Below are 18896 nucleotides of genomic sequence, written 5' to 3'. Positions count from 1 at the left end.
ATCACTTGAAAAAGCTCCCCCTTTGGGGGAGCTGGCGAGCGAAGCGAGACTGAGAGGGTTTATACAATCAGTAAGTAAGAGGCAATCGTATGATACAGGGAACTATTATTCGCGTAGCTGGCCCCGTGGTGGACGTCAAGTTCACCGAGGGCAAGCTGCCTGCCCTGCAGGAAGCGCTGACGGTGACCGCTGAGGGCACCGAGCGCACGATGGAAGTGGCGCAGCATGTCAACGAGACGACTGTGCGCTGCATCATGCTTTCTGCCAGCGAGGGTCTTGGCAAGGGGATGGTGGTCACCGCCACCGGCCACGGCCTGAACGCCCCGGTTGGCGAGGGCACCCTGGGCCGCATGTTCGACCCGCTGGGCCGCCCCATCGACGGCAAGGGCCCGGTGGACGAGCTGCCCCATTGGCCCATCCACCGCAAGGCTCCCAGCTTTGCTGAGCAGAAACCTGCAACCGAGATCCTGGAGACCGGCATCAAGGTCATCGACCTGCTGGCTCCCTACGCCAAGGGCGGCAAGATCGGCCTGTTCGGCGGTGCCGGTGTCGGCAAGACCGTTCTGATCCAGGAGCTGATCCACAATGTTGCCACCGAGCACGGCGGCTACTCCATCTTCACCGGCGTCGGCGAGCGCTCCCGCGAGGGCTGCGACCTCTGGGGCGAGATGAACGCCTCCGGTGTTCTGAACAAGACCGCACTGGTCTTCGGCCAGATGAACGAGCCCCCAGGAGCCCGTATGCGTGTGGCCGAGACCGGCCTGACCATGGCCGAGTATTTCCGTGAGGAGACCCACAAGGACGTCCTGCTGTTCATTGATAACATCTTCCGTTTCGTGCAGGCAGGTTCGGAGGTCTCCGCTCTGATGGGCCGTATGCCTTCGGCCGTCGGCTATCAGCCCACGCTGGCCAACGAGCTGGGCGCTCTGCAGGAGCGCATCACCTCCACCCGCGACGGCTCCATCACCTCGGTGCAGGCCGTCTACGTCCCCGCCGACGACCTGACCGACCCGGCCCCTGCCACCACCTTCGCCCATCTGGACGCCACCACCGTTCTGAGCCGTAAGATCGTCGAGCAGGGCATCTACCCCGCCGTGGACCCGCTGGCTTCCACCAGCCGCATCCTCGAAGCCGACATCGTGGGCGAAGAGCATTACCGTGTGGCCCGCAAGGTGCAGGCAACGCTGCAGCGCTATCAGGAGCTGCAGGACATCATCGCCATCCTGGGCATGGACGAGCTGAGCGAGGAAGACAAGCTCACCGTCACCCGCGCCCGTAAATTGCAGAAGTTCCTGTCCCAGCCGTTCTCGGTGGCCGAGAACTTCACCGGCCTGCAGGGCAAGTATGTGCCTCTGGCCGAGACCGTCAAGGGCTTTGCCGCCATCGTGGACGGCCAGTGCGATGATCTGCCGGAGTGGGCCTTCTTCAACGTGGGCACCCTGGACGATGCCCGCCAGAAGGCCGCCGAGAAGCTCGCGGAGGAAAAGGGCGGTGCCGTCTGATGCAGAAGTTCATGCTGAACATCACCGCTTCCAGCGGCGAGTTTTATCAGGGCGATTGTGAGAGCCTGACCCTGCCCACCGGCGACGGTGTGTATGGTGTGCAGGCCGGCCACAGCCCGGTGCTGGTGGCCCTGCACATGGGGATGCTGCAATTCACCGTGAACGGTGAGACCCGCGATGTGCTGGTGGGCGACGGCATTGCCGAAGTGACCCCCACCTTCGTTCTGCTGCTGGTGGACAGCGCCGAGCGTCCGGAGGACATCGACCGCAACCGCGCCGAGGCCGCCCGCATCCGTGCCGAAGAGCGCTTGCAGCACAAGCAGAGCATGCACGAGTATTACCAGAGCAAGATCGCTCTTGACCGTGCCATGCAGCGCCTGCAGACTGCCGCAAAGTACAAGCGGTAAATCAGGCCGTTCCGTTTTTCCCTTCCAAGATACAACAAACAATGAACGCCCCCTGCCCGGTTCCGGAGCCTATGCCTCCGGACGGACAGGGGGCGTTTGTTTCATGCACCTTCCGACTCCTTGCCGAATACGCTGTGAGTGAACCAAGCGAACATTTCGGCAAAGGAGTTTTTGTTTATGGCGACTGGAATTCTGCGCATTCAGGCATTTGCGGCCCGGCAGTCGGCACCGGTGGAGGGGGTCACGGTGAACATCGTCGGCGACGGCTTCACCGCGGCCCGGATGACCGACGCCGAGGGCAATGCCGCGGACGTGACCCTGACCGCCCCGGACTGTGCCCTCTCACTGGAGGAGGACAATACCACCCGTCTGCCCTATGCGGTGTGCAGTCTGACGGCTTCGAAGGCGGGGTACCGCACCGTCCGCATCCAGGGCATCCAGGTCTTTGCGGGGCAGGTGACGCTGGCCCAGCCGGAGATGATCCCCGAAACGGAGGGGGACCGGGACGTGGAGAACCCGCCCATCGTCATCCCGCCCCACCCGCTGTTTGCGGGCGGCGGGGGCAGCGGCAGAGCGCCTGCCGATCCGTGCGCGCCCCGTGTGCTGGACTGGGTCATCATCCCGAAGAACATCACGGTCCATCTGGGCAAACCGGCGGCCTCGGCCCGGAACGTGACCGTCTCGTTCCGCAGGTATATCGCCAACGTGGCGTCCAGCGAAGTCTACCCGACCTGGCCGGAAAGCGCCTTGCGGGCGAACATCCACTGCCAAATCTCGCTGGCGCTGAACCGCATCTACACCGAGTGGTACCCCAGCCGGGGCTACAGCTTCAACATCACCAACTCCACCAGCTACGACCAGTATTACGTCCACGGGCGGACCGTGTTCGATGTCATGGTCCGGCTGACGGACGACATCTTCAATACCTATCTTCGGAAGACCGGAACGGTCAATCCCTATTACTCCGAATACTGCGACGGCAAGTCCGTCACCTGTCCGGGCCTGAAGCAGTGGGGCACGGTCACGCTGGCAAAGCAGGGCAAAACACCGCTTCAGATCCTGAGATACTACTACGGCAGCGACATCGAGATCGTCCGGACCAACAACATCCAGGCCATCCCGCAGAGCTACCCAGGCTCGCCGCTGCGGCAGGGCGATTCCGGCACGGCAGTGTTCACGCTGCAGCGGCAGCTGAACCGCATCGCGAAGGATTACCCCTTCTTCGGCAAGCTGACCGTGGACGGCGTCTTCGGCCCCCGCATGGCGTCCACAGTCAAGACGTTTCAGCGGCAGTTCAACCTGACCGCCGACGGCGTGGTGGGGCGGCAGACCTGGTATAAGATCAGCTATATCTATGTGTCGGTCAAGGACCTTGCCGAACTGACCAGCGAGGGCGAGACCTCCAGCGGCACCCTGTCGGACGGCAGCTGGGGCGGCACGGCCCTGCGCACCGGTTCCACCGGCAGCGCGGTGGAGCAGGTGCAGTTCTGGCTGAATACGCTGGCGCAGTACGAATCCGCCCTCCCGTCCCTTTCGGTGGACGGCCGCTACGGCGCGGCCACGGCCAGCGCGGTGCGGGCCTTCCAGCGGCGGTACGGCCTGACCGTGGACGGCGTGGTGGGCCGCGAGACCTGGAACGCCATCTACAACGAGTTCCGGAGCATCCAGTCGGACAACGGCACCCCCAACGCCTACCCCGGCACGGCTCTGCGGGAGGGGGCCAGCGGCCAGAACGTGCGGCTCGTGCAGTTCTGGCTCAAGATCGCCCACACCGTCTATTCCAGACTGAACGACCTCACCGTGGATGGCAGGTTCGGTGCGGCGACCACGGCGGCGGTGAAGCGGTTCCAGACCTACTTCGGCCTGACCAGCGACGGCGTGGTGGGCCGCACCACCTGGAACAAGCTGTACGAGGTCTACAACGACATCGCCAACAAACTGCTGTCGTCCAGCCTGCGGCCCGGCGAGTATCCGGGCATCCTCCGGCGGGGCAGCAGCGGCACGGCGGTGCGGGAACTGCAATTTTACCTCTACCTCCTGAGCGCCTATGAATCCAGCATCCCGGCGGTGGGCATCGACGGCAGCTTTGGTGCGGCCACCGAGAACGCTGTGCGGGCCTACCAGCGGTTTGCAGGGCTGACGGTGGACGGCATCGTGGGGCGGGCGACCTGGGAGTCGCTCTACGGCAAAGCCTCGGCTCTGCGCAGCAGCGGCCCGGTGGTCACACTGAAACGGCTGCCCTACCCCGGCCAGCCGCTGACGGTGGGCAGCGAGGGCAGCGACGTGCTGTATTACACCATCCTGCTGCGGCGGATCGCTTATTACTTCGAGAGCGTGGAGGCACCGCCGCTGGCCACCAGCTACACCGGGGAGACGGCCGCCGCGACCCGCAGTGCCCAGGCGCTGCTCGGATTGCCGGAGACCGGCATCGCAGATGCCGAGACCTGGACAGCGGTGGAGGCGCTGAGCCTGCAATTGGCGACCGGGATGCCCAACCCCGACCGGGATGCGGCACGGGAGATGGCATATCCGGGCCGGGCCATGAAGGAAGGGAGCGTCGGCCCAGATGTGATGCAGATCGAACAGTGGATCAACGGCCGGGCGAACCTCTGCTGCGGGGAGGGCTTCGTGCGGGATAATTCGTCCTTCGGCCCGGCGGAGACGGTGGCTGTGAAGGCCGCGCAGGCGCGGGCGGGCCTGCAGCAGACCGGCACCGTTGGCCGCGAGACCTGGGCGGCACTGCGGGCGCAGAGCTGCGCATGTGATTTGGAGGAGGGATGACCCAATGGCACGGCTGCTTATTTACGATGCCTACGAAAACAAGGTCTACACCTATAACAGCCTGAGCGAGAACGACCCCATGCCCTACAGCACCGGCCGGACCCTGACCCTGCGGGAGTTCCGGGGCAGATCGAACAGCCCGGTGCTCTGGACCACCATCGCGGCGATGGAGGCCTGGAACCTGACCCGCCGCACGTACGGCCGCGGCATCCCGGTGGGGTATGCGTTCCGCCGCATCTGGGAGGGCGGCCACGGCACCCGCAGCCAGCACTATGCGGGGGTGGCCTTTGATGTGGGCCAGAGCCTCAGCCAGACCCAGCGCACGGCCATCTACAGGGCCGCCCGCGCGACCGGGGCGTGGGGCTACGTGGAGCCGCTGAGCCAGACGCCCACCTGGGTCCACTTCGACCGCCGCTACGGCACCCCCGCGTGCCGCGGCACCACGGCGGGCTACCCCACCCTGCGGCGGGGGAGCCGGGGCTGCTATGTGATGATCCTGCAGGACGCCCTCTCGACGCTGGGCTACCAGACCGGGAACCGCATCGACGGCCTGTTCGGCACCCGGACGGAAGAGGCGCTCCGGGGCTATCAGCGCCGCACCAGCCTCGCGGTGGACGGCGTCTGCGGCTGCAACACCTGGAAAAAGATCACCACGGCCGTCATCGGCGTGGGCCGGACCAAAACGACGATCGACTGAACGAAAACGAGGGCAGGAACCGGTCTGGTTCCTGCCCTCGTCTGTCAGCGGCGGTGAATCTTCTTGGTCGGTCTGCGGCCATGCCAGACATTGAGCAGCCACCACAGGCCATAGATGGCGAGGGCGAGCAGGCTCATGACGATCACGACCTTCAGGTAGAGGCTGTGGAAAAAGTCCTGCACCTTCGAGACGGTGAAGAGCAGGACGTTCTGGCGGACATCCTGCCCGGCGATGAGGTTGACCACACCGATGGTCTCACCGGCGAGCTTGAGCTCCACCGTGCCGATGACGTCGCCCTGATGGATGGGGGCGGCGGCATAATCGGGCAGATGGAAGTATTTCTGGGTGACGGTGCCGTCGCCGGAGGAGGGCAGCAGGGTCATCATGTTGTCGTCGGGGTAAAGCTGCAGCGTGTCGGTGTCGGATGAATACTTCACCGGGATCTCGGCCAGAGCCTGGTCAGTGTCCAGCGCGGCCTGGATGGAGAAGCTGTCGAACACCCAGTCGATGAGCTTAGTCGTCTCACACAGGGCCGGGCGGCGGTTCGCGTAGCCGTAATCGTCGCAGGTGTCAGGGCTCTGCATGATGCAGAAGATATAGGTCGCGCCGTTCTTGTTGGCCCAGGAGACATAGCTCTGGTCGCCGTTGTCGTTCTTGTAAGCCATCACGTCGCAGATGCCGCCCTGCATCGCGCTGCGGTAGAACTTGCCGCCGCTCGTTTTGTTCAGGGCCACGTTCTGGCTGACCAGAACGAAGCTCTTGGCGTGTTTTTCCTTGGCGGGCATCGTGAAGGTCGGTGCGCTGGAGATCTCCCGGAAGGCATCAAAGCTCATCAGGTAGCGCAGGATGAGGTACATGTCCACGGCAGTGGTGGTGTTGCCGCTGTCCAGGCCGCAGGCATCGGTCCAGGTGCTGCCCGTCGTGCCGATGCGCTGGGACAGGGTGTTCATCTGGCTCACCCACCCGGCCAGGTCTCCGCCGGAAAGCTCGTACGCCAGGCCCATCGCGGCCTCGTTGGCGTTCCGTGTCACCATGGCGTAGAGCGCTTCCCGGTAGGTGAAGGTCTCGCCGGAGCGCATGTCTGCGTTGTCGGAGTTGTGGACGTAATCCGAGATGGCGAACGGCATGGTAAAGGTGTTGTCGAGCTGGTCGGCGTAGTTGGACATCACCAGAGCGATGGTCATGTATTTCGTCAGGCCGCCGGCCGGCACCTGCTTCTGGCTGTCCTTGTCGTAGACGATGATGTTGGTGTCGGTGTTCACGATGTAGGCGCTCTTGGCCTGCACCTCGTAGACGGGGCTGGGGTCGAACATGGCGCCTGCCGTCACAGCCAAACAGCTGAACAGGACCGCCAGAGACAAAAAGAGGGCAAAAATACGTTTCATGTGGACAATTCCTTCAAAAAGCGATAAAATAGAAAGACCGGGGCGCAGGATGCGGCCGGATAGGACAACAGGAAGAAGCCGGAGCTTCATTCTTTTATAATAACAGGTTTGCCCTGCGGAGACAAGGGCTTTTACAGCTTTCACACAGGGCGGGAGGAAACGAATGGTATATCTGACGGGAGACACCCACGGCGACATCGACCGGTTCAGGCACGGCAGGCTCCGCTGGCTGAGCAGGCGGGATACCGTGGTGGTGCTGGGCGATTTCGGGTTCGTGTGGGACGGCAGCAAAGAGGAACAGAAAAAGCTGGATTGGCTGCGCAAACGCCCCTACACGCTGCTGTTTCTGGATGGCTGCCATGAGAACTACGACCTGCTGGCCCAGTACCCGACCGAGGAGCGGTTCGGCGGAACGGTTCAGGCGCTGGGCGGCAATGTTTACCATGTCTGCCGGGGCAGTGTGCTGACGCTGGAAGGCAAGAAATATCTCTGCTTCGGCGGGGCCGAAAGTCAGGACAAAGAGGAACGGGAGCCTGGGGTCAACTGGTGGCCGCAGGAGATGCCCTCGGATGAGGAATATGCCTTCTGCGAAAAGACGCTGGAAGAAAACGGCTGGCAGGTAGATTATGTGCTGACCCACGACGCCCCAAGCAGGTTCCTGGATTTTACTGCGCTGGCGCTGGGCGAGTCGAACCGGCTGCACCTCTTCCTCGATAAGATCCTGCTGAAGCTGCACTACGAAAAATGGTTCTTTGGCTGCTACCACAAGGATGTGGCCCTTTCCACCAAGAGCCGGTGCGTTTTCTGCGAGATCATTCCCATGAAATAATTATATATAATATAGAAAACGAGGGGCAGGCCGCTTTTGGCCTGCCCCTTGCTGCTGGTTCAGTTCATCGCACCGGCTTTTTCGAACATCTGCTCGACCTGCGCGGCCAGAAGTGCGTGGTCTGGTGCGGTGAGGAGCGGGTCTTCGGCCAGCAGGGCGGCGGCTTCGCTCTGTGCGGCGTGGAGGGTGCGGGTGTCGTTCATCAGGTCGGCGATCTGGAGGGTGGGCAGGCCGTGCTGGCGGCTCCCGAAAAAGTCGCCGGGGCCGCGCGTTTCCAGATCGTACTGCGCCACGGCGAAGCCGTCTGCCGTGGAGCAGAGGAATTTGAGCCGTTTCTGGACTGGCTCGCTCGTGTTGTCGCTGACGAGGAAGCACCAGCTCTCCGACGCACCGCGGCCCACCCGGCCGCGCAGCTGGTGCAAAGCGCTCAGGCCGTAGCGCTCGGCGTTCTCGATGACCATGACCGTTGCGTTCGGCACGTCCACGCCGACTTCGATGACGGTGGTGGAGACCAGCGCGTCCAACTGCCCGGCCTTGAAGTCCTCCATGACGGCGGCTTTTTCCTTTGGCTTGAGCTTGCCGTGCATCAGGCCGACCCGGCGGTCAGGTAGCAGCGCCTTGGCGATGTCTTCGTAGTAGGTCTTCACGGCGTTCAGCCCGCCGTCGGGGGTGTCCTCGATGGCGGGGCAGACGATATACACCTGTCGCCCGGCGTTGATCTCCCGGTCAAGGAAGCCGTAGAGGTCCCGCCGTTTCTTCCCGGTGATGCACCGGGTCTTGACCGGCTTGCGGCCCGGCGGCAGTTCGTCGAGGATCGAGATGTCGAGGTCGCCGTAGAGGAGCAGCCCCAGGGTGCGGGGGATGGGCGTGGCGCTCATGACCAGCAGATGGGGGTTCTCGGCTTTTTCAGCCAGCAGGCCCCGCTGCCGCACCCCGAAGCGGTGCTGCTCGTCCACCACGGCCAGACCCAGCCGGGCAAAGGCGACCCCCTCGCTGAGGATGGCGTGGGTGCCCACCACGAGGTCGGCTTCGTCGTTCCGGATGGCAGCCAGCGTGGTGCGGCGGGCGGCGGCTTTCATGCCGCCGGTCAGCAGGGCGACCCGCATCCCGAACGGGGCCAGCATCCGGTTCAGGTTCTCGGCATGCTGGGAAGCCAAAATCTCAGTGGGGGCCAGCGGCGCTGCCTGATAGCCGCTGCGGATGCAGGCCCAGATGGCGGCTGCCGCCACCAGTGTTTTGCCGCTGCCCACATCGCCCTGCAGCAGGCGGTTCATGGACTGCCCGCCTGCCATGTCGGTCAGAATCTCCGTCACGGCCCGCCGCTGGGCCCCGGTGGGGGAGAAGGGCAGCGCATCCCAGAACGGCTGCGGGTCGAGAAGCTGCATCGGTGCCCCGGTGGCGGCGCTGCCCCGGTTCTTCATCCGGCCGATGCCCAGCTGCAAAATGAGCAGTTCTTCGTAGATGAGCCGCCGCCGGGCCGCAAAGGCGGCTTCCTCGCTCTCCGGGCAGTGGATGGCCCGCACGGCCTCTGCCTTGGAGAGCAGGCGGTATTTCTGGCGCATCTCCGGCGGCAGCGGGTCGGGCAGAAGCTCGGCATGGGGGAGCAGCTGGCGGACACACCGGGCGATGACGCTGCTCGAAAGCCCATCGGTCTGGGGGTAGACGGCCTCGAAGGGGGCGGCGGTGATCTGCGCTTCGGTGCGCACCTGCGGGTTGACCATCTGGCGGCGGAGCATCCCGCCGGTCACGATGCCCTGAAAATAATATGCCTGCCCCAGTTCCAGCTTCTGGGCGGCGTAGGGATTGTTGAACCAGGTGATCTCCAGGCTGGAAACATCGTCGCCCGCCGTGATCCGCTCCATCCGCCGCCCGCCGGGCAGGATGCGCCCGCCGGGCTTGGCGAACACCTCGGCCTTCACGACGCACTCGGTGTCGCAAGGTGCCTCGGCAATGGAGTAGGGCTTTGAAAAATCCATATATCTGCGCGGGTAGTGGCAGAGCAGGTCCGCCAGCGTCACGATGCCCAGCTTCTCGAACCGCTCGGCGGTCTTGGGGCCGACGCCTTTCAGATACCGCACCGGCGTATCGGGGGTCAGGGTGGTGTGGGTCTCGGTGGTTTGAGCGGGCATGGCATACGCTCCTTTCTGCACAGGATACCGCTATTGTAACACGGGGAAGGGGAGGATGCAATAAAACAAAAAATCCCGAACGCTTTCACGTTCGGGAATCTTTTGGAGGTGACGACCAGATTTGAACTGGTGGATGAGGGTTTTGCAGACCCTTGCCTTACCACTTGGCCACGTCACCATATTGGAGTGAATGTTTCCACTCCATTTGGAGCGGCCGACGAGGCTCGAACTCGCTACCTCCACCTTGGCAAGGTGGCGCTCTACCAGATGAGCTACGGCCGCATATTCGGTGCATTTGTCCCTGCACCATTAGGATGAGCGACCCGGATCGGGCTCGAACCGACGACCCCCAGCGTGACAGGCTGGTGCTCTAACCAACTGAGCTACCGGGCCATATTGGAGCGGATATTTCCACTCCGTTATGGAGCGGCCGACGAGGCTCGAACTCGCTACCTCCACCTTGGCAAGGTGGCGCTCTACCAGATGAGCTACGGCCGCATATTCGGAAGAACAGATCTCTGTTCTTCTGAAAGGTGGTGCCTCCGATCGGAATCGAACCAATGACACGGGGATTTTCAGTCCCCTGCTCTACCGACTGAGCTACAGAGGCGCACCGGACGATGATTATTATACCCGAAATTCTGGATTTGTAAAGAGGAAAATGCAAATTTTTTCGAAAAAAATCAGACTTTTCTTGAAAAATGCGTCCGGACGATAAATAATAGAAGTGGATTTTTGATGCTCTCCGGCCGGGCCGGGCCGACGGCGGGGGACGAAACGCAAAATTGACATTGACAACAACCTATGGTTTAATAGAAAACTAGAAAACGATTCGGCCGGCAAAGGGTACGGGGCGTATCCGTGCAGACCGGGAGGGTGAACATGGCAAGAAAACAGGAATACGGTAACGAGAGCATTACTTCATTAAAGGGTGCGGACCGCGTCCGCAAGCGCCCGGCGGTCATCTTTGGCTCGGACGGTGTGGAGGGCTGCGCCCATTCGATCTTTGAGATCGTCTCCAACTCCATCGACGAGGCCCGCGACGGCCACGGCGACACCATCAACGTGACCCGCTGCAAGGACGGCAGCGTCATCGTCGAGGACTTTGGCCGCGGCATGCCCGTGGACTGGAACAACGGCGAGGGCCGCTACAACTGGGAGCTGCTGTTCTGCGAGATGTATGCAGGCGGCAAATACGGCGAGGGCGAGGACAACTACGAGTTCAGCCTGGGCCTGAACGGTCTGGGCCTGTGCGCCACCCAGTATTCGTCTGCCTGGATGACGGCCGACATCTACCGCGACGGCTATCATTATCATCTGGACTTCAAAAAGGGCGAGAACGTCGGCGGCCTGCAAAAGGAACCTTATAAGGGCCGCCGCACCGGAAGCATCATCCACTGGAAGCCGGACGACGAGGTCTTCACCGACATCGACGTCCCCGGCAGCTATTACAAGGATGTGCTGCGCCGTCAGGCCGTCGTCAACGCGGGGCTGACCCTGAACTTCACCGACGAAAAGGAGAAGGACCCCGCCACCGGCAAGGCCTGGAAGGAGAGCTGGTGCTACGAGCACGGCATCGCCGACTACGTGGCCGAGACGGCGGGCGAGGACACCCTGACCCCGGTGTTCAGCTGCGAGAGCGAGGCCACCGGCCGCGACCGCGAGGACCAGCCGGAATATAAGGTAAAGATGAGCGCGGCCTTCTGCTTCTCCAATAAGGTGCAGCTGCTGGAATACTACCACAACTCCTCCTGGCTGGAGCACGGCGGCAGCCCCGAACACGCGGTGCGCACGGCCTTCGTCTACCAGATCAACAAGTACCTGAAGGACAAGAATCTTTATAAGAAGGGCGAGAGCGCCATCAGTTTTCAGGATGTGCAGGACTGCCTGGTCTATGTCTCGTCCAGCTTCTCCACCCGCACCAGCTACGAGAACCAGACCAAGAAGGCCATCACCAACAAATTCGTCTCGCAGGCGATGACGGATTTCCTGAAGCACTATCTGGAAGTCTACTTCCTCGAAAAGCCGGAGGAAGCCCAGAAGATCTGCCAGCAGGTCCTGGTCAACAAGCAGAGCCGGGAACATGCCGAAAAGACGCGCCAGAGCATCAAAAAGACGCTCTCCACCCAGATCGACCTCGCCAACCGGGTGCAGAAGTTCGTGGACTGCCGCACCAAGGACGCTTCCCGCCGCGAACTGTATATTGTCGAGGGTGATTCGGCTATGGGTGCCGTCAAGCAGAGCCGCGACAGCGAGTATCAGGCCATCATGCCCATCCGCGGCAAGATCCTGAACTGCCTCAAGGCCGACTATGCCCGCATCTTCAAGTCGGACATCATCGTGGACCTCATCAAGGTGATGGGCTGCGGCGTCGAGCTGGGCGGCAAGCACAACAAGGAGCTGGCGACCTTCAATCTGGACAACCTGCGGTACAACAAGATCGTCATCTGTACCGATGCCGATGTGGACGGCTACCAGATCCGCACCCTGGTGCTGACCATGCTCTACCGCCTGACGCCCACCCTCATCAACGAGGGCTATGTCTACATCGCGGAGTCGCCGCTGTACGAGATCACCACCAAAGACCGCACCTATTTCGCTTACACCGAGCCGGAGAAGGCGGCGTTCCTGAAGGAGATCGGCGAGAAGAAATACACCATCCAGCGTTCGAAAGGTCTGGGTGAGAACGACCCGGAGATGATGTGGCTGACCACCATGAACCCGGAGAGCCGCCGCCTCATCAAGGTGCTGCCCACCGATGTGGAGGAGACCGCCCGCGTGTTCGACCTGCTGCTGGGCGACAACCTCGCCGGACGCAAGGAGCACATCGCAGAGCACGGCGCAGAGTATCTGGACGATCTGGATGTGTCTTGACCTCTCCGTCCATGCTGCGCAGTGTCGCTGTTCCTGACAGGAGAGCTGTCGAGCGTGAGCGAGACTGAGAGGTTTATTTAGAGGATAAAAGAAGAATGGCAAAACGAACAACAAAGAAAGCACTCAAGCCGGTCCGCCCACAGCTGGGCGACGGTGTTGAGATCCTGAATGCGGGCAGTGTGCTGGAAGACCCCATCACCCGCACACTGGAGACCAACTATATGCCCTATGCGATGAGCGTCATCGTCTCCCGCGCTCTGCCGGAGATCGACGGCTTCAAACCCGCCCACCGCAAACTGCTGTACACGATGTACGGCATGGGCCTGCTCAAGGGGGCCCGCACCAAATCCGCCAACATCGTGGGCGGCACCATGCACCTGAACCCCCACGGCGATGCGGCCATCTACGACACCATGGTCCGCATGGGCCGGGGCAACGAGAGCCTGCTGGTGCCCTATGTGGACAGCAAAGGCAACTTCGGCAAGGCCTACAGCCGGGATATGTCCTGTGCAGCGGCCCGTTACACCGAGGCCAAGCTCGAAGGCGTCTGCGAGGAGCTGTTCCGGGACATCGACCGGGAGACGGTCGATTTCGTCCCCAACTACGATGGCACCACCACCGAGCCGACCCTTCTGCCGGTCACGTTCCCCACCATCCTGGCCAACAACACACTGGGCATCGCCGTCGGCATGGCCTGCAACATCTGCTCGTTCAATCTGGTCGAGCTGTGCAACACCACCATCGCCCTGATGAAGGACCCCCGGCATGACATCTCCACCACGATGCCGGCCCCGGATTTCGTGGGCGGCGGCCAGATCCTGTACGACGAAGCCCAGATGCGGGAGATCTACGAGAACGGCCGCGGCAGCGTTCGGGTCCGTGCCCGTTATAATGTAGTGCCCGGCGAGAACATGCTGGAGATCACCCAGATCCCGCCCACCACGACGGTGGAAGCTATCATGGACAAGATCGCCGAGCTGGTCAAGGCCGGAAAAATCAAAGAGATCAGCGACATGCGCGATGAGACCGACCTGAACGGCCTCAAGCTGACCCTCGACCTCAAGCGCGGCGTGGACGCCGAGAAGCTGATGGCCAAGCTGTTCAAGACCACCCCGCTGGAGGACAGCTTCAGCGCCAACTTCAACATTCTGGTCTCCGGTCAGCCGAAGGTCATGGGTGTGCGGGAAATCTTGAACGAGTGGACGGCGTTCCGGATGGAATGCGTCCGCCGCCGCACCTTCTTCGACCTTCACGGCAAGGAAAAGCGCCTGCACCTGCTTCAGGGTCTGGCCGCCATCCTGCTGGACATCGACAAGGCCATCCACATCATCCGCACCACCGAGGAGGAGACCGAGGTCGTGCCCAACCTGATGATCGGCTTCGGCATCGACGAGGTGCAGGCCGACTATGTGGCCGAGATCAAGCTGCGCCACCTGAACCGGGAGTATATCCTCAAGCGCACCGGGGAGATCGAGCAGCTGGAGAAGGACATCGCCGACCTGAACGACATTCTGGCAAAGCCCGCCCGCATCCGGAAGATCATCATCAAAGAGCTGACGGATGTTGCCAAAAAGTACGCCCAGCCCCGCCGCAGCGAGATTTTGTACGACCTGCCGGAGGAAGAGAGCGGCACCGAGGAAGAGGTCATCCCGGATTATCCGGTCACCGTCTTCTTCACCCGCGAGGGCTACCTGAAAAAGATCCCGCCCCAGAGCCTGCGCACCGCCGGTGCCCACAAGCTCAAGGAGGGCGACGAGATCATCCAGCAGGTGGAGACCCGCAACAACGTGGAGGCACTCTTCTTCACCGACCGGCAGCAGGTGTACAAGGTGCGCCTGAACGAACTGGAAGACGGAAAAGTGGCGCAGATGGGCATTTTTATTCCGGGCCGTCTGGGCATGGACGAGGGCGAGAACGTTCTGGCCATGGTCATCACGAGCGATTATTCCGGCTTCATGCTCTTCTTCTTTGCGAGCGGCAAGTGCGCCAAGATCCCGCTGAATTCCTATGCCACCAAGCTGAACCGCCGCAAGCTGCTCAAGGCCTACTGCGACAAGGAAACGCTGGCGAAGATGGTCTTCCTGCCCGAAGAGACGGAACTTGCCATCCGCACCAGCGCAGGCCGGATGCTGCTGGTGGGCACAGCGCAGATCAGCGCCAAGGCCACCCGCGACAGTCAGGGCGTGGCGGTCGTCACCCTGAAGAAGAACCAGCACATCGCGTCGGTCGTCCCGGCGGAGACGCTGGAACTGGCCAACCCCCACCGCTACCGCGTCCGCAGCCTGCCCGCCACCGGTGCCCTCATTCGCGCCGAGGACGAAGGCGAGCAGCTGACGCTTCTGTAAAGGAGACGACGTTATGCAAAATATCGACCTGATCTGTGTCGGCAAGCTCAATGCAAAATACTTTGCAGAGGGCGTGGCCGAGTACCAGAAGCGTCTGGCGGCCTTTGCGTCCTTCCGGATCATCGAGCTGCCAGAAGAAAAGATCGAGGAGAAGAACGCCTCCGATGCGGTGGTGAAAAAGGCGCTGGAAAAGGAAGGGAAAGCCATCCTCTCCAACGTCCGCAAAGGTGCAGCCATCGTGGCCCTGTGCATCGAGGGAAAACAAATCTCCTCGGAGGAGCTGGCCCGCTTTCTGGCCGACCGCGCAGGCAGCGGGGCAGGGGATGTGGCCTTCGTCATCGGCTCGTCCCACGGGCTGGCCGATGAGATCAAGCGGGCGGCGGCGCTCAAATTCAGCATGGGCCGCATCACGATGCCCCACCAGCTGGCCCGCCTTGTGCTGACGGAACAGCTCTACCGCGCCTGCACCATCAATGCGGGCATGAAATACCACAAGTAACGGCCCGCAGCGCCCGGCCCCCCATATTTGGAGACGCAAAGCATTGACGGAGCGGGCAAAACATGGTAGCATAAAGACATACGGCAGTTGGGAAAGCTGCCGCAACACAACACACGACACGGCAAGCCAGCCGCGGACGGAAAGGATGTTATTACAATGGAACAGAGCGAAAAGACCCTTGATATGATCGTCAACCTCTGCAAGAACCGTGGTTACGTGTTCCCCGGTTCGGAGATCTATGGCGGTCTTGCCAACAGCTGGGATTACGGCCCGCTGGGCGTCGAGTTCAAGAACAACGTCAAGAAAGCATGGCTGAAGAAATTCGTGCAGGAGAGCCCCTATAACGTGGGCCTGGATGCAGCCATCATCATGAATCCGCAGACCTGGATCACCACCGGCCATGTGGCGGGCTTCTCGGACCCGCTGCTGGACTGCCGCGCCTGCAAGGCACGCCACCGCGCTGACAAGCTCATCGGCGACGAGCACCCCGAAGTGAATGTCGATGCCATGAGCTTCGACGAGATGGACCAGTTCATCGCCGAGCACGAGGATATCGTCTGTCCCGTCTGCGGCAAGCATGACTTCACCCCCATCCGCAAGTTCAACCTGATGTTCAAGACGGCCATCGGCGTCACCGAGGACAGCTCCTCGACCTGCTACCTCCGCCCGGAGACCGCACAGGGCATCTTCGTCAACTTTGCCAACATCCAGCGCACCACCCGCCGCAAGCTGCCCTTCGGCGTCTGCCAGGTCGGCAAGGCCTTCCGCAACGAGATTACGCCGGGCAACTTCACCTTCCGCACCCGCGAGTTCGAGCAGATGGAGTGCGAGTTCTTCTGCAAGCCGGGCACCGACCTGGAGTGGTTCGCTTACTGGAAGGATTACTGCGAGAACTGGCTGCTGAGCCTGGGCATCCAGAAGGAGCACCTGCGCCTGCGTGACCACGAGCCCGCAGAGCTGGCTTTCTACAGCCGTGCCACCACCGATATCGAATATGCCTTCCCGTTCACCGACTGGGGCGAGCTGTGGGGCATTGCCGACCGCACCAACTACGACCTGAGCCGTCATCAGGAGGCCTCCGGCAAGAGCCTGGAGTACTTCGACAGCGAGACCAACGAGCACTACATCCCCTACGTCATCGAGCCGTCTCTGGGCTGTGACCGTGTGGCGCTGGCCTTCCTGTGCGAGGCCTACGACGAAGAGCACCTCGTGGATGCCAAGGGCAAGGAGGATGTCCGCACCGTCCTGCACCTGCATCCGGCGCTGGCTCCCTACAAGTGCGCTGTCCTGCCCCTGAGCAAGAAGCTGGGCGACAAGGCAATGGAGATCCGCAACGAGCTGAGCAAGTACTTCATGGTCGATTACGACGATACCGGTTCCATCGGCAAGCGTTACCGCCGTGAGGATGAGATCGGCACCCCGTACTGCATCACCGTGGACTTTGACACCGTCGGTGACGAGGCCAAGGGTATCGCAGCAGACAACTGCGTCACCGTCCGCGACCGCGACACCATGGAGCAGGTCCGTATGCCCATCTCTGAGCTGAAGAGCTATATCGAGAGCAAGATCGAGTTCTGAGTTTTTTGATTTCAGAGCGATAAAATCAGCCCCGCCGTTGCAATTTCGGCGGGGCTGTGGTATAGTATAAATAGACGAAGAGAATGCTGCCCGGCAAACGGTCAGCACCTTTCCGGCATGTCAACTATAAAAAGTGACCGCACGAGTTGGGAGCTGGGCGGTCACTTTTTATGTGTAAAGATCTTCCATGCGATGTCGAACATGCCAAAGCCGACGGTTGCAAGCAGCGTCAGCAGAGCTAAAGTCTCCAAGAGCGTCATGAAGCATCCCCCCTTCCGCATAAAACGTCGGGGGTGCATAAAAATTGTCTGCCTCCCCGACGCAAGGCCGGAAAGGTGAACGGACCGCATGCCGTATGTGGGCAGCATTCTCATAAGCCAGTATACCAGACGTTTTGCCCTTTTTCAACGGGGCAGGACGTCTTTTTCTGTTTCGGCTGTGGACATCTCCTCGGAAAAAGGGTATACTGGACACAAGATCAACTGTGTGCCGTTTTTACACGGCGGAAAGGAACTTTCGTGGAAAACTTCAACGAACTGCTGAAAAAATATGCCGACTTTGTTGTCCGGGTGGGGGTGAACCCCCAGCCGGGCCAGACTCTTATCATCCGCTGCTCGCTGGAGGCTGCTCCGCTGGCCCGGTTGTGCGTCCGCAGCGCCTTTGAGGCCGGGGCGCGGGATGTGCAGGTGGACTGGAACGACAATGCCGTTTCCCGCAGCCGCATGGAACTGGGCAGCGAGGAGGCCCTGACGGACTTCAAGCCTTACCAGCTGCGCCGCTATCTGGACTACGCCGAAAGCGAAGGCAGCGTCTGCGTGCTGCACCTCATCGCCGATGATCCGGAGGTCTACGCCGGGTTGGACAGCGCCAAGATCAGCCGGGTGAACGCCGCCAACCGGAAATTCATGGCCCCGTGGCGGGAGTACACCATGAACGACCGGGTCCAGTGGTCTATCGCTGCCATGCCGAGCGCGCCGTGGGCGAAGAAGATGTTCCCCGACCTCGACACCGATGCGGCCATCGAGAAGCTGTGGCAGCTCATCTTTGATGTCTGCCGTGTGACCGGCGGCGACCCGGTGGGCGAGTGGAAAGCACACCTCGACCGCCTGATGACCCTGCGCGACAAGATGAACGCCTTCGACCTCGAAAGCGTCCACTTCAAGAGCAGCAACGGCACCGACCTGACCGTCGGTCTGGCCGACAAGGCCAGCTGGGAGAGCGCCGGCAGCAGGAACGAGAAGGGTGTGGAGTTCCTGCCCAACATCCCCACCGAAGAGGTCTTCACCGCGCCCCACAAGGACAAGGTGAACGGCGTCGTCTACGGCACCAAGCCCTACGTCTTCAACGGCCAGCTCATCAAGGGCTTCCATGTTACCTTCAAAGACGGCAAGGTCGTGGAGCATGGCGCTGAGGAGGGCGCTGACCTGCTGGGTCAGCTGCTGGACACCGATGAGGGTGCCCGCAGCATCGGTGAAGTGGCGCTCGTGCCCGCTTCCAGCCCCATCAACCGCAGCGGTGCGCTGTTCTACAGCACCCTGTTCGATGAGAACGCCGCCTGCCACATCGCCTTCGGCGCCAGCTATCCCGGCACCACGGCCGACGGCACCCGCCTTTCCAAGGAGGAGCTGCTGGAGCGCGGCATGAACCAGTCGGCCATCCACGAGGATGTCATGATCGGTGCGGAGGACAGCGAGATCACCGGCAAATGCCGCGACGGCCGCACCGTGACCCTCTTCCAAAACGGTGTCTGGGCGCTGTAAGAGATTTTTCAACGAAATCTCTTGCATATTTTGCCGGAGTATGGTATATTCTATTTGTACGATATAACTTTTATGGAACGTGGGCCGCAAGGTCCGCGTTTCTTGTTTGT

12 protein-coding genes and 5 tRNA genes are annotated in these 18896 nt (G+C 61.8%); 10 read left to right on the top strand and 7 right to left on the bottom strand.

Going from position 1 to position 18896, the window contains the following annotated elements; genetic code table 11:
- The first annotated feature begins 89 nt into the window (after positions 1-89).
- The 4 genes from atpD to J3350_RS02805 all read left to right on the top strand — a co-directional run bounded on the left by atpD (position 90) and on the right by J3350_RS02805 (position 5387).
- The gene (gene atpD / locus J3350_RS02820; RefSeq protein WP_118551495.1) at positions 90-1502 is read left to right on the top strand and encodes a F0F1 ATP synthase subunit beta; all 1413 of its coding nucleotides are present in this window, start codon (positions 90-92) and stop codon (positions 1500-1502) included.
- Complete coding sequence (gene atpC, locus J3350_RS02815; protein ID WP_207685596.1) at positions 1502-1909, top strand: ATP synthase F1 subunit epsilon; 408 nt, start codon at positions 1502-1504, stop codon at positions 1907-1909. Before atpD ends, atpC begins: the two co-directional genes overlap by 1 nt.
- A 177-nt stretch (positions 1910-2086) precedes the next feature.
- Complete coding sequence (locus J3350_RS02810) at positions 2087-4690, top strand: peptidoglycan-binding protein (protein ID WP_207685595.1); 2604 nt, start codon at positions 2087-2089, stop codon at positions 4688-4690.
- A gap of 4 nt (positions 4691-4694) precedes the next feature.
- Positions 4695-5387, top strand: coding sequence for a peptidoglycan-binding protein (locus J3350_RS02805; RefSeq protein WP_097792791.1), 693 nt, complete (start codon positions 4695-4697; stop codon positions 5385-5387).
- Positions 5388-5431: 44 nt separating this feature from the next.
- On the opposite strand, the gene J3350_RS02800 is transcribed toward J3350_RS02805, so the two are convergent.
- Positions 5432-6772: a D-alanyl-D-alanine carboxypeptidase family protein gene (locus J3350_RS02800; protein ID WP_207685594.1), complete on the bottom strand. Its 1341-nt coding sequence runs from the start codon at positions 6770-6772 to the stop codon at positions 5432-5434.
- Positions 6773-6935: 163 nt separating this feature from the next.
- On the opposite strand from J3350_RS02800, the gene J3350_RS02795 reads away from it, so the two are divergent.
- The gene (locus J3350_RS02795; RefSeq protein ID WP_207685593.1) at positions 6936-7601 is read left to right on the top strand and encodes a metallophosphoesterase; all 666 of its coding nucleotides are present in this window, start codon (positions 6936-6938) and stop codon (positions 7599-7601) included.
- Positions 7602-7660: 59 nt separating this feature from the next.
- On the opposite strand, the gene recG is transcribed toward J3350_RS02795, so the two are convergent.
- From recG to J3350_RS02765, 6 genes are all read right to left on the bottom strand, one after another.
- On the bottom strand, positions 7661-9730 hold the full coding sequence (recG, locus tag J3350_RS02790) for an ATP-dependent DNA helicase RecG (RefSeq protein WP_207685592.1): 2070 nt from the start codon (positions 9728-9730) through the stop codon (positions 7661-7663).
- A gap of 103 nt (positions 9731-9833) precedes the next feature.
- Positions 9834-9908 (bottom strand) — tRNA-Cys (locus tag J3350_RS02785).
- 28 nt (positions 9909-9936) lie between these two features.
- Positions 9937-10012: transfer RNA gene (locus J3350_RS02780), tRNA-Gly, on the bottom strand.
- A 37-nt stretch (positions 10013-10049) separates the two neighbouring features.
- A tRNA-Asp gene (locus J3350_RS02775) sits at positions 10050-10123 on the bottom strand.
- A 29-nt stretch (positions 10124-10152) separates the two neighbouring features.
- Positions 10153-10228 (bottom strand) — tRNA-Gly (locus tag J3350_RS02770).
- Between the two features lie 36 nt (positions 10229-10264).
- Positions 10265-10340, bottom strand: a tRNA-Phe gene (locus J3350_RS02765).
- A 272-nt stretch (positions 10341-10612) separates the two neighbouring features.
- Here J3350_RS02765 and J3350_RS02760 point away from each other — a divergent pair.
- The 5 genes from J3350_RS02760 (at position 10613) to J3350_RS02740 (ending at position 18786) form a co-directional block, all read left to right on the top strand.
- A complete protein-coding gene (locus J3350_RS02760; protein WP_118551511.1) occupies positions 10613-12604 on the top strand; it encodes a type IIA DNA topoisomerase subunit B in 1992 nt (663 codons plus the stop codon).
- Between the two features lie 95 nt (positions 12605-12699).
- A complete protein-coding gene (locus J3350_RS02755) occupies positions 12700-14949 on the top strand; it encodes a DNA gyrase subunit A (protein ID WP_207685591.1) in 2250 nt (749 codons plus the stop codon).
- Between the two features lie 13 nt (positions 14950-14962).
- A complete protein-coding gene (gene rlmH, locus J3350_RS02750) occupies positions 14963-15448 on the top strand; it encodes a 23S rRNA (pseudouridine(1915)-N(3))-methyltransferase RlmH (RefSeq protein ID WP_207685590.1) in 486 nt (161 codons plus the stop codon).
- Positions 15449-15604: 156 nt separating this feature from the next.
- Positions 15605-17026 carry a glycine--tRNA ligase gene (locus tag J3350_RS02745; RefSeq protein ID WP_097792784.1) on the top strand — a complete coding sequence of 474 codons (1422 nt, stop codon included), beginning with the start codon at positions 15605-15607 and terminating at the stop codon, positions 17024-17026.
- A 518-nt stretch (positions 17027-17544) separates the two neighbouring features.
- Complete coding sequence (locus tag J3350_RS02740) at positions 17545-18786, top strand: aminopeptidase (protein WP_207685589.1); 1242 nt, start codon at positions 17545-17547, stop codon at positions 18784-18786.
- Positions 18787-18896: the final 110 nt, after the last annotated feature.

The organism is Faecalibacterium sp. Marseille-Q3530, assembly GCF_017377625.1.
Taxonomy (GTDB): Bacteria; Bacillota; Clostridia; order Oscillospirales; family Ruminococcaceae; genus Faecalibacterium; species Faecalibacterium prausnitzii_E.
This window is presented reverse-complemented; position numbering and strand designations above follow the sequence as displayed.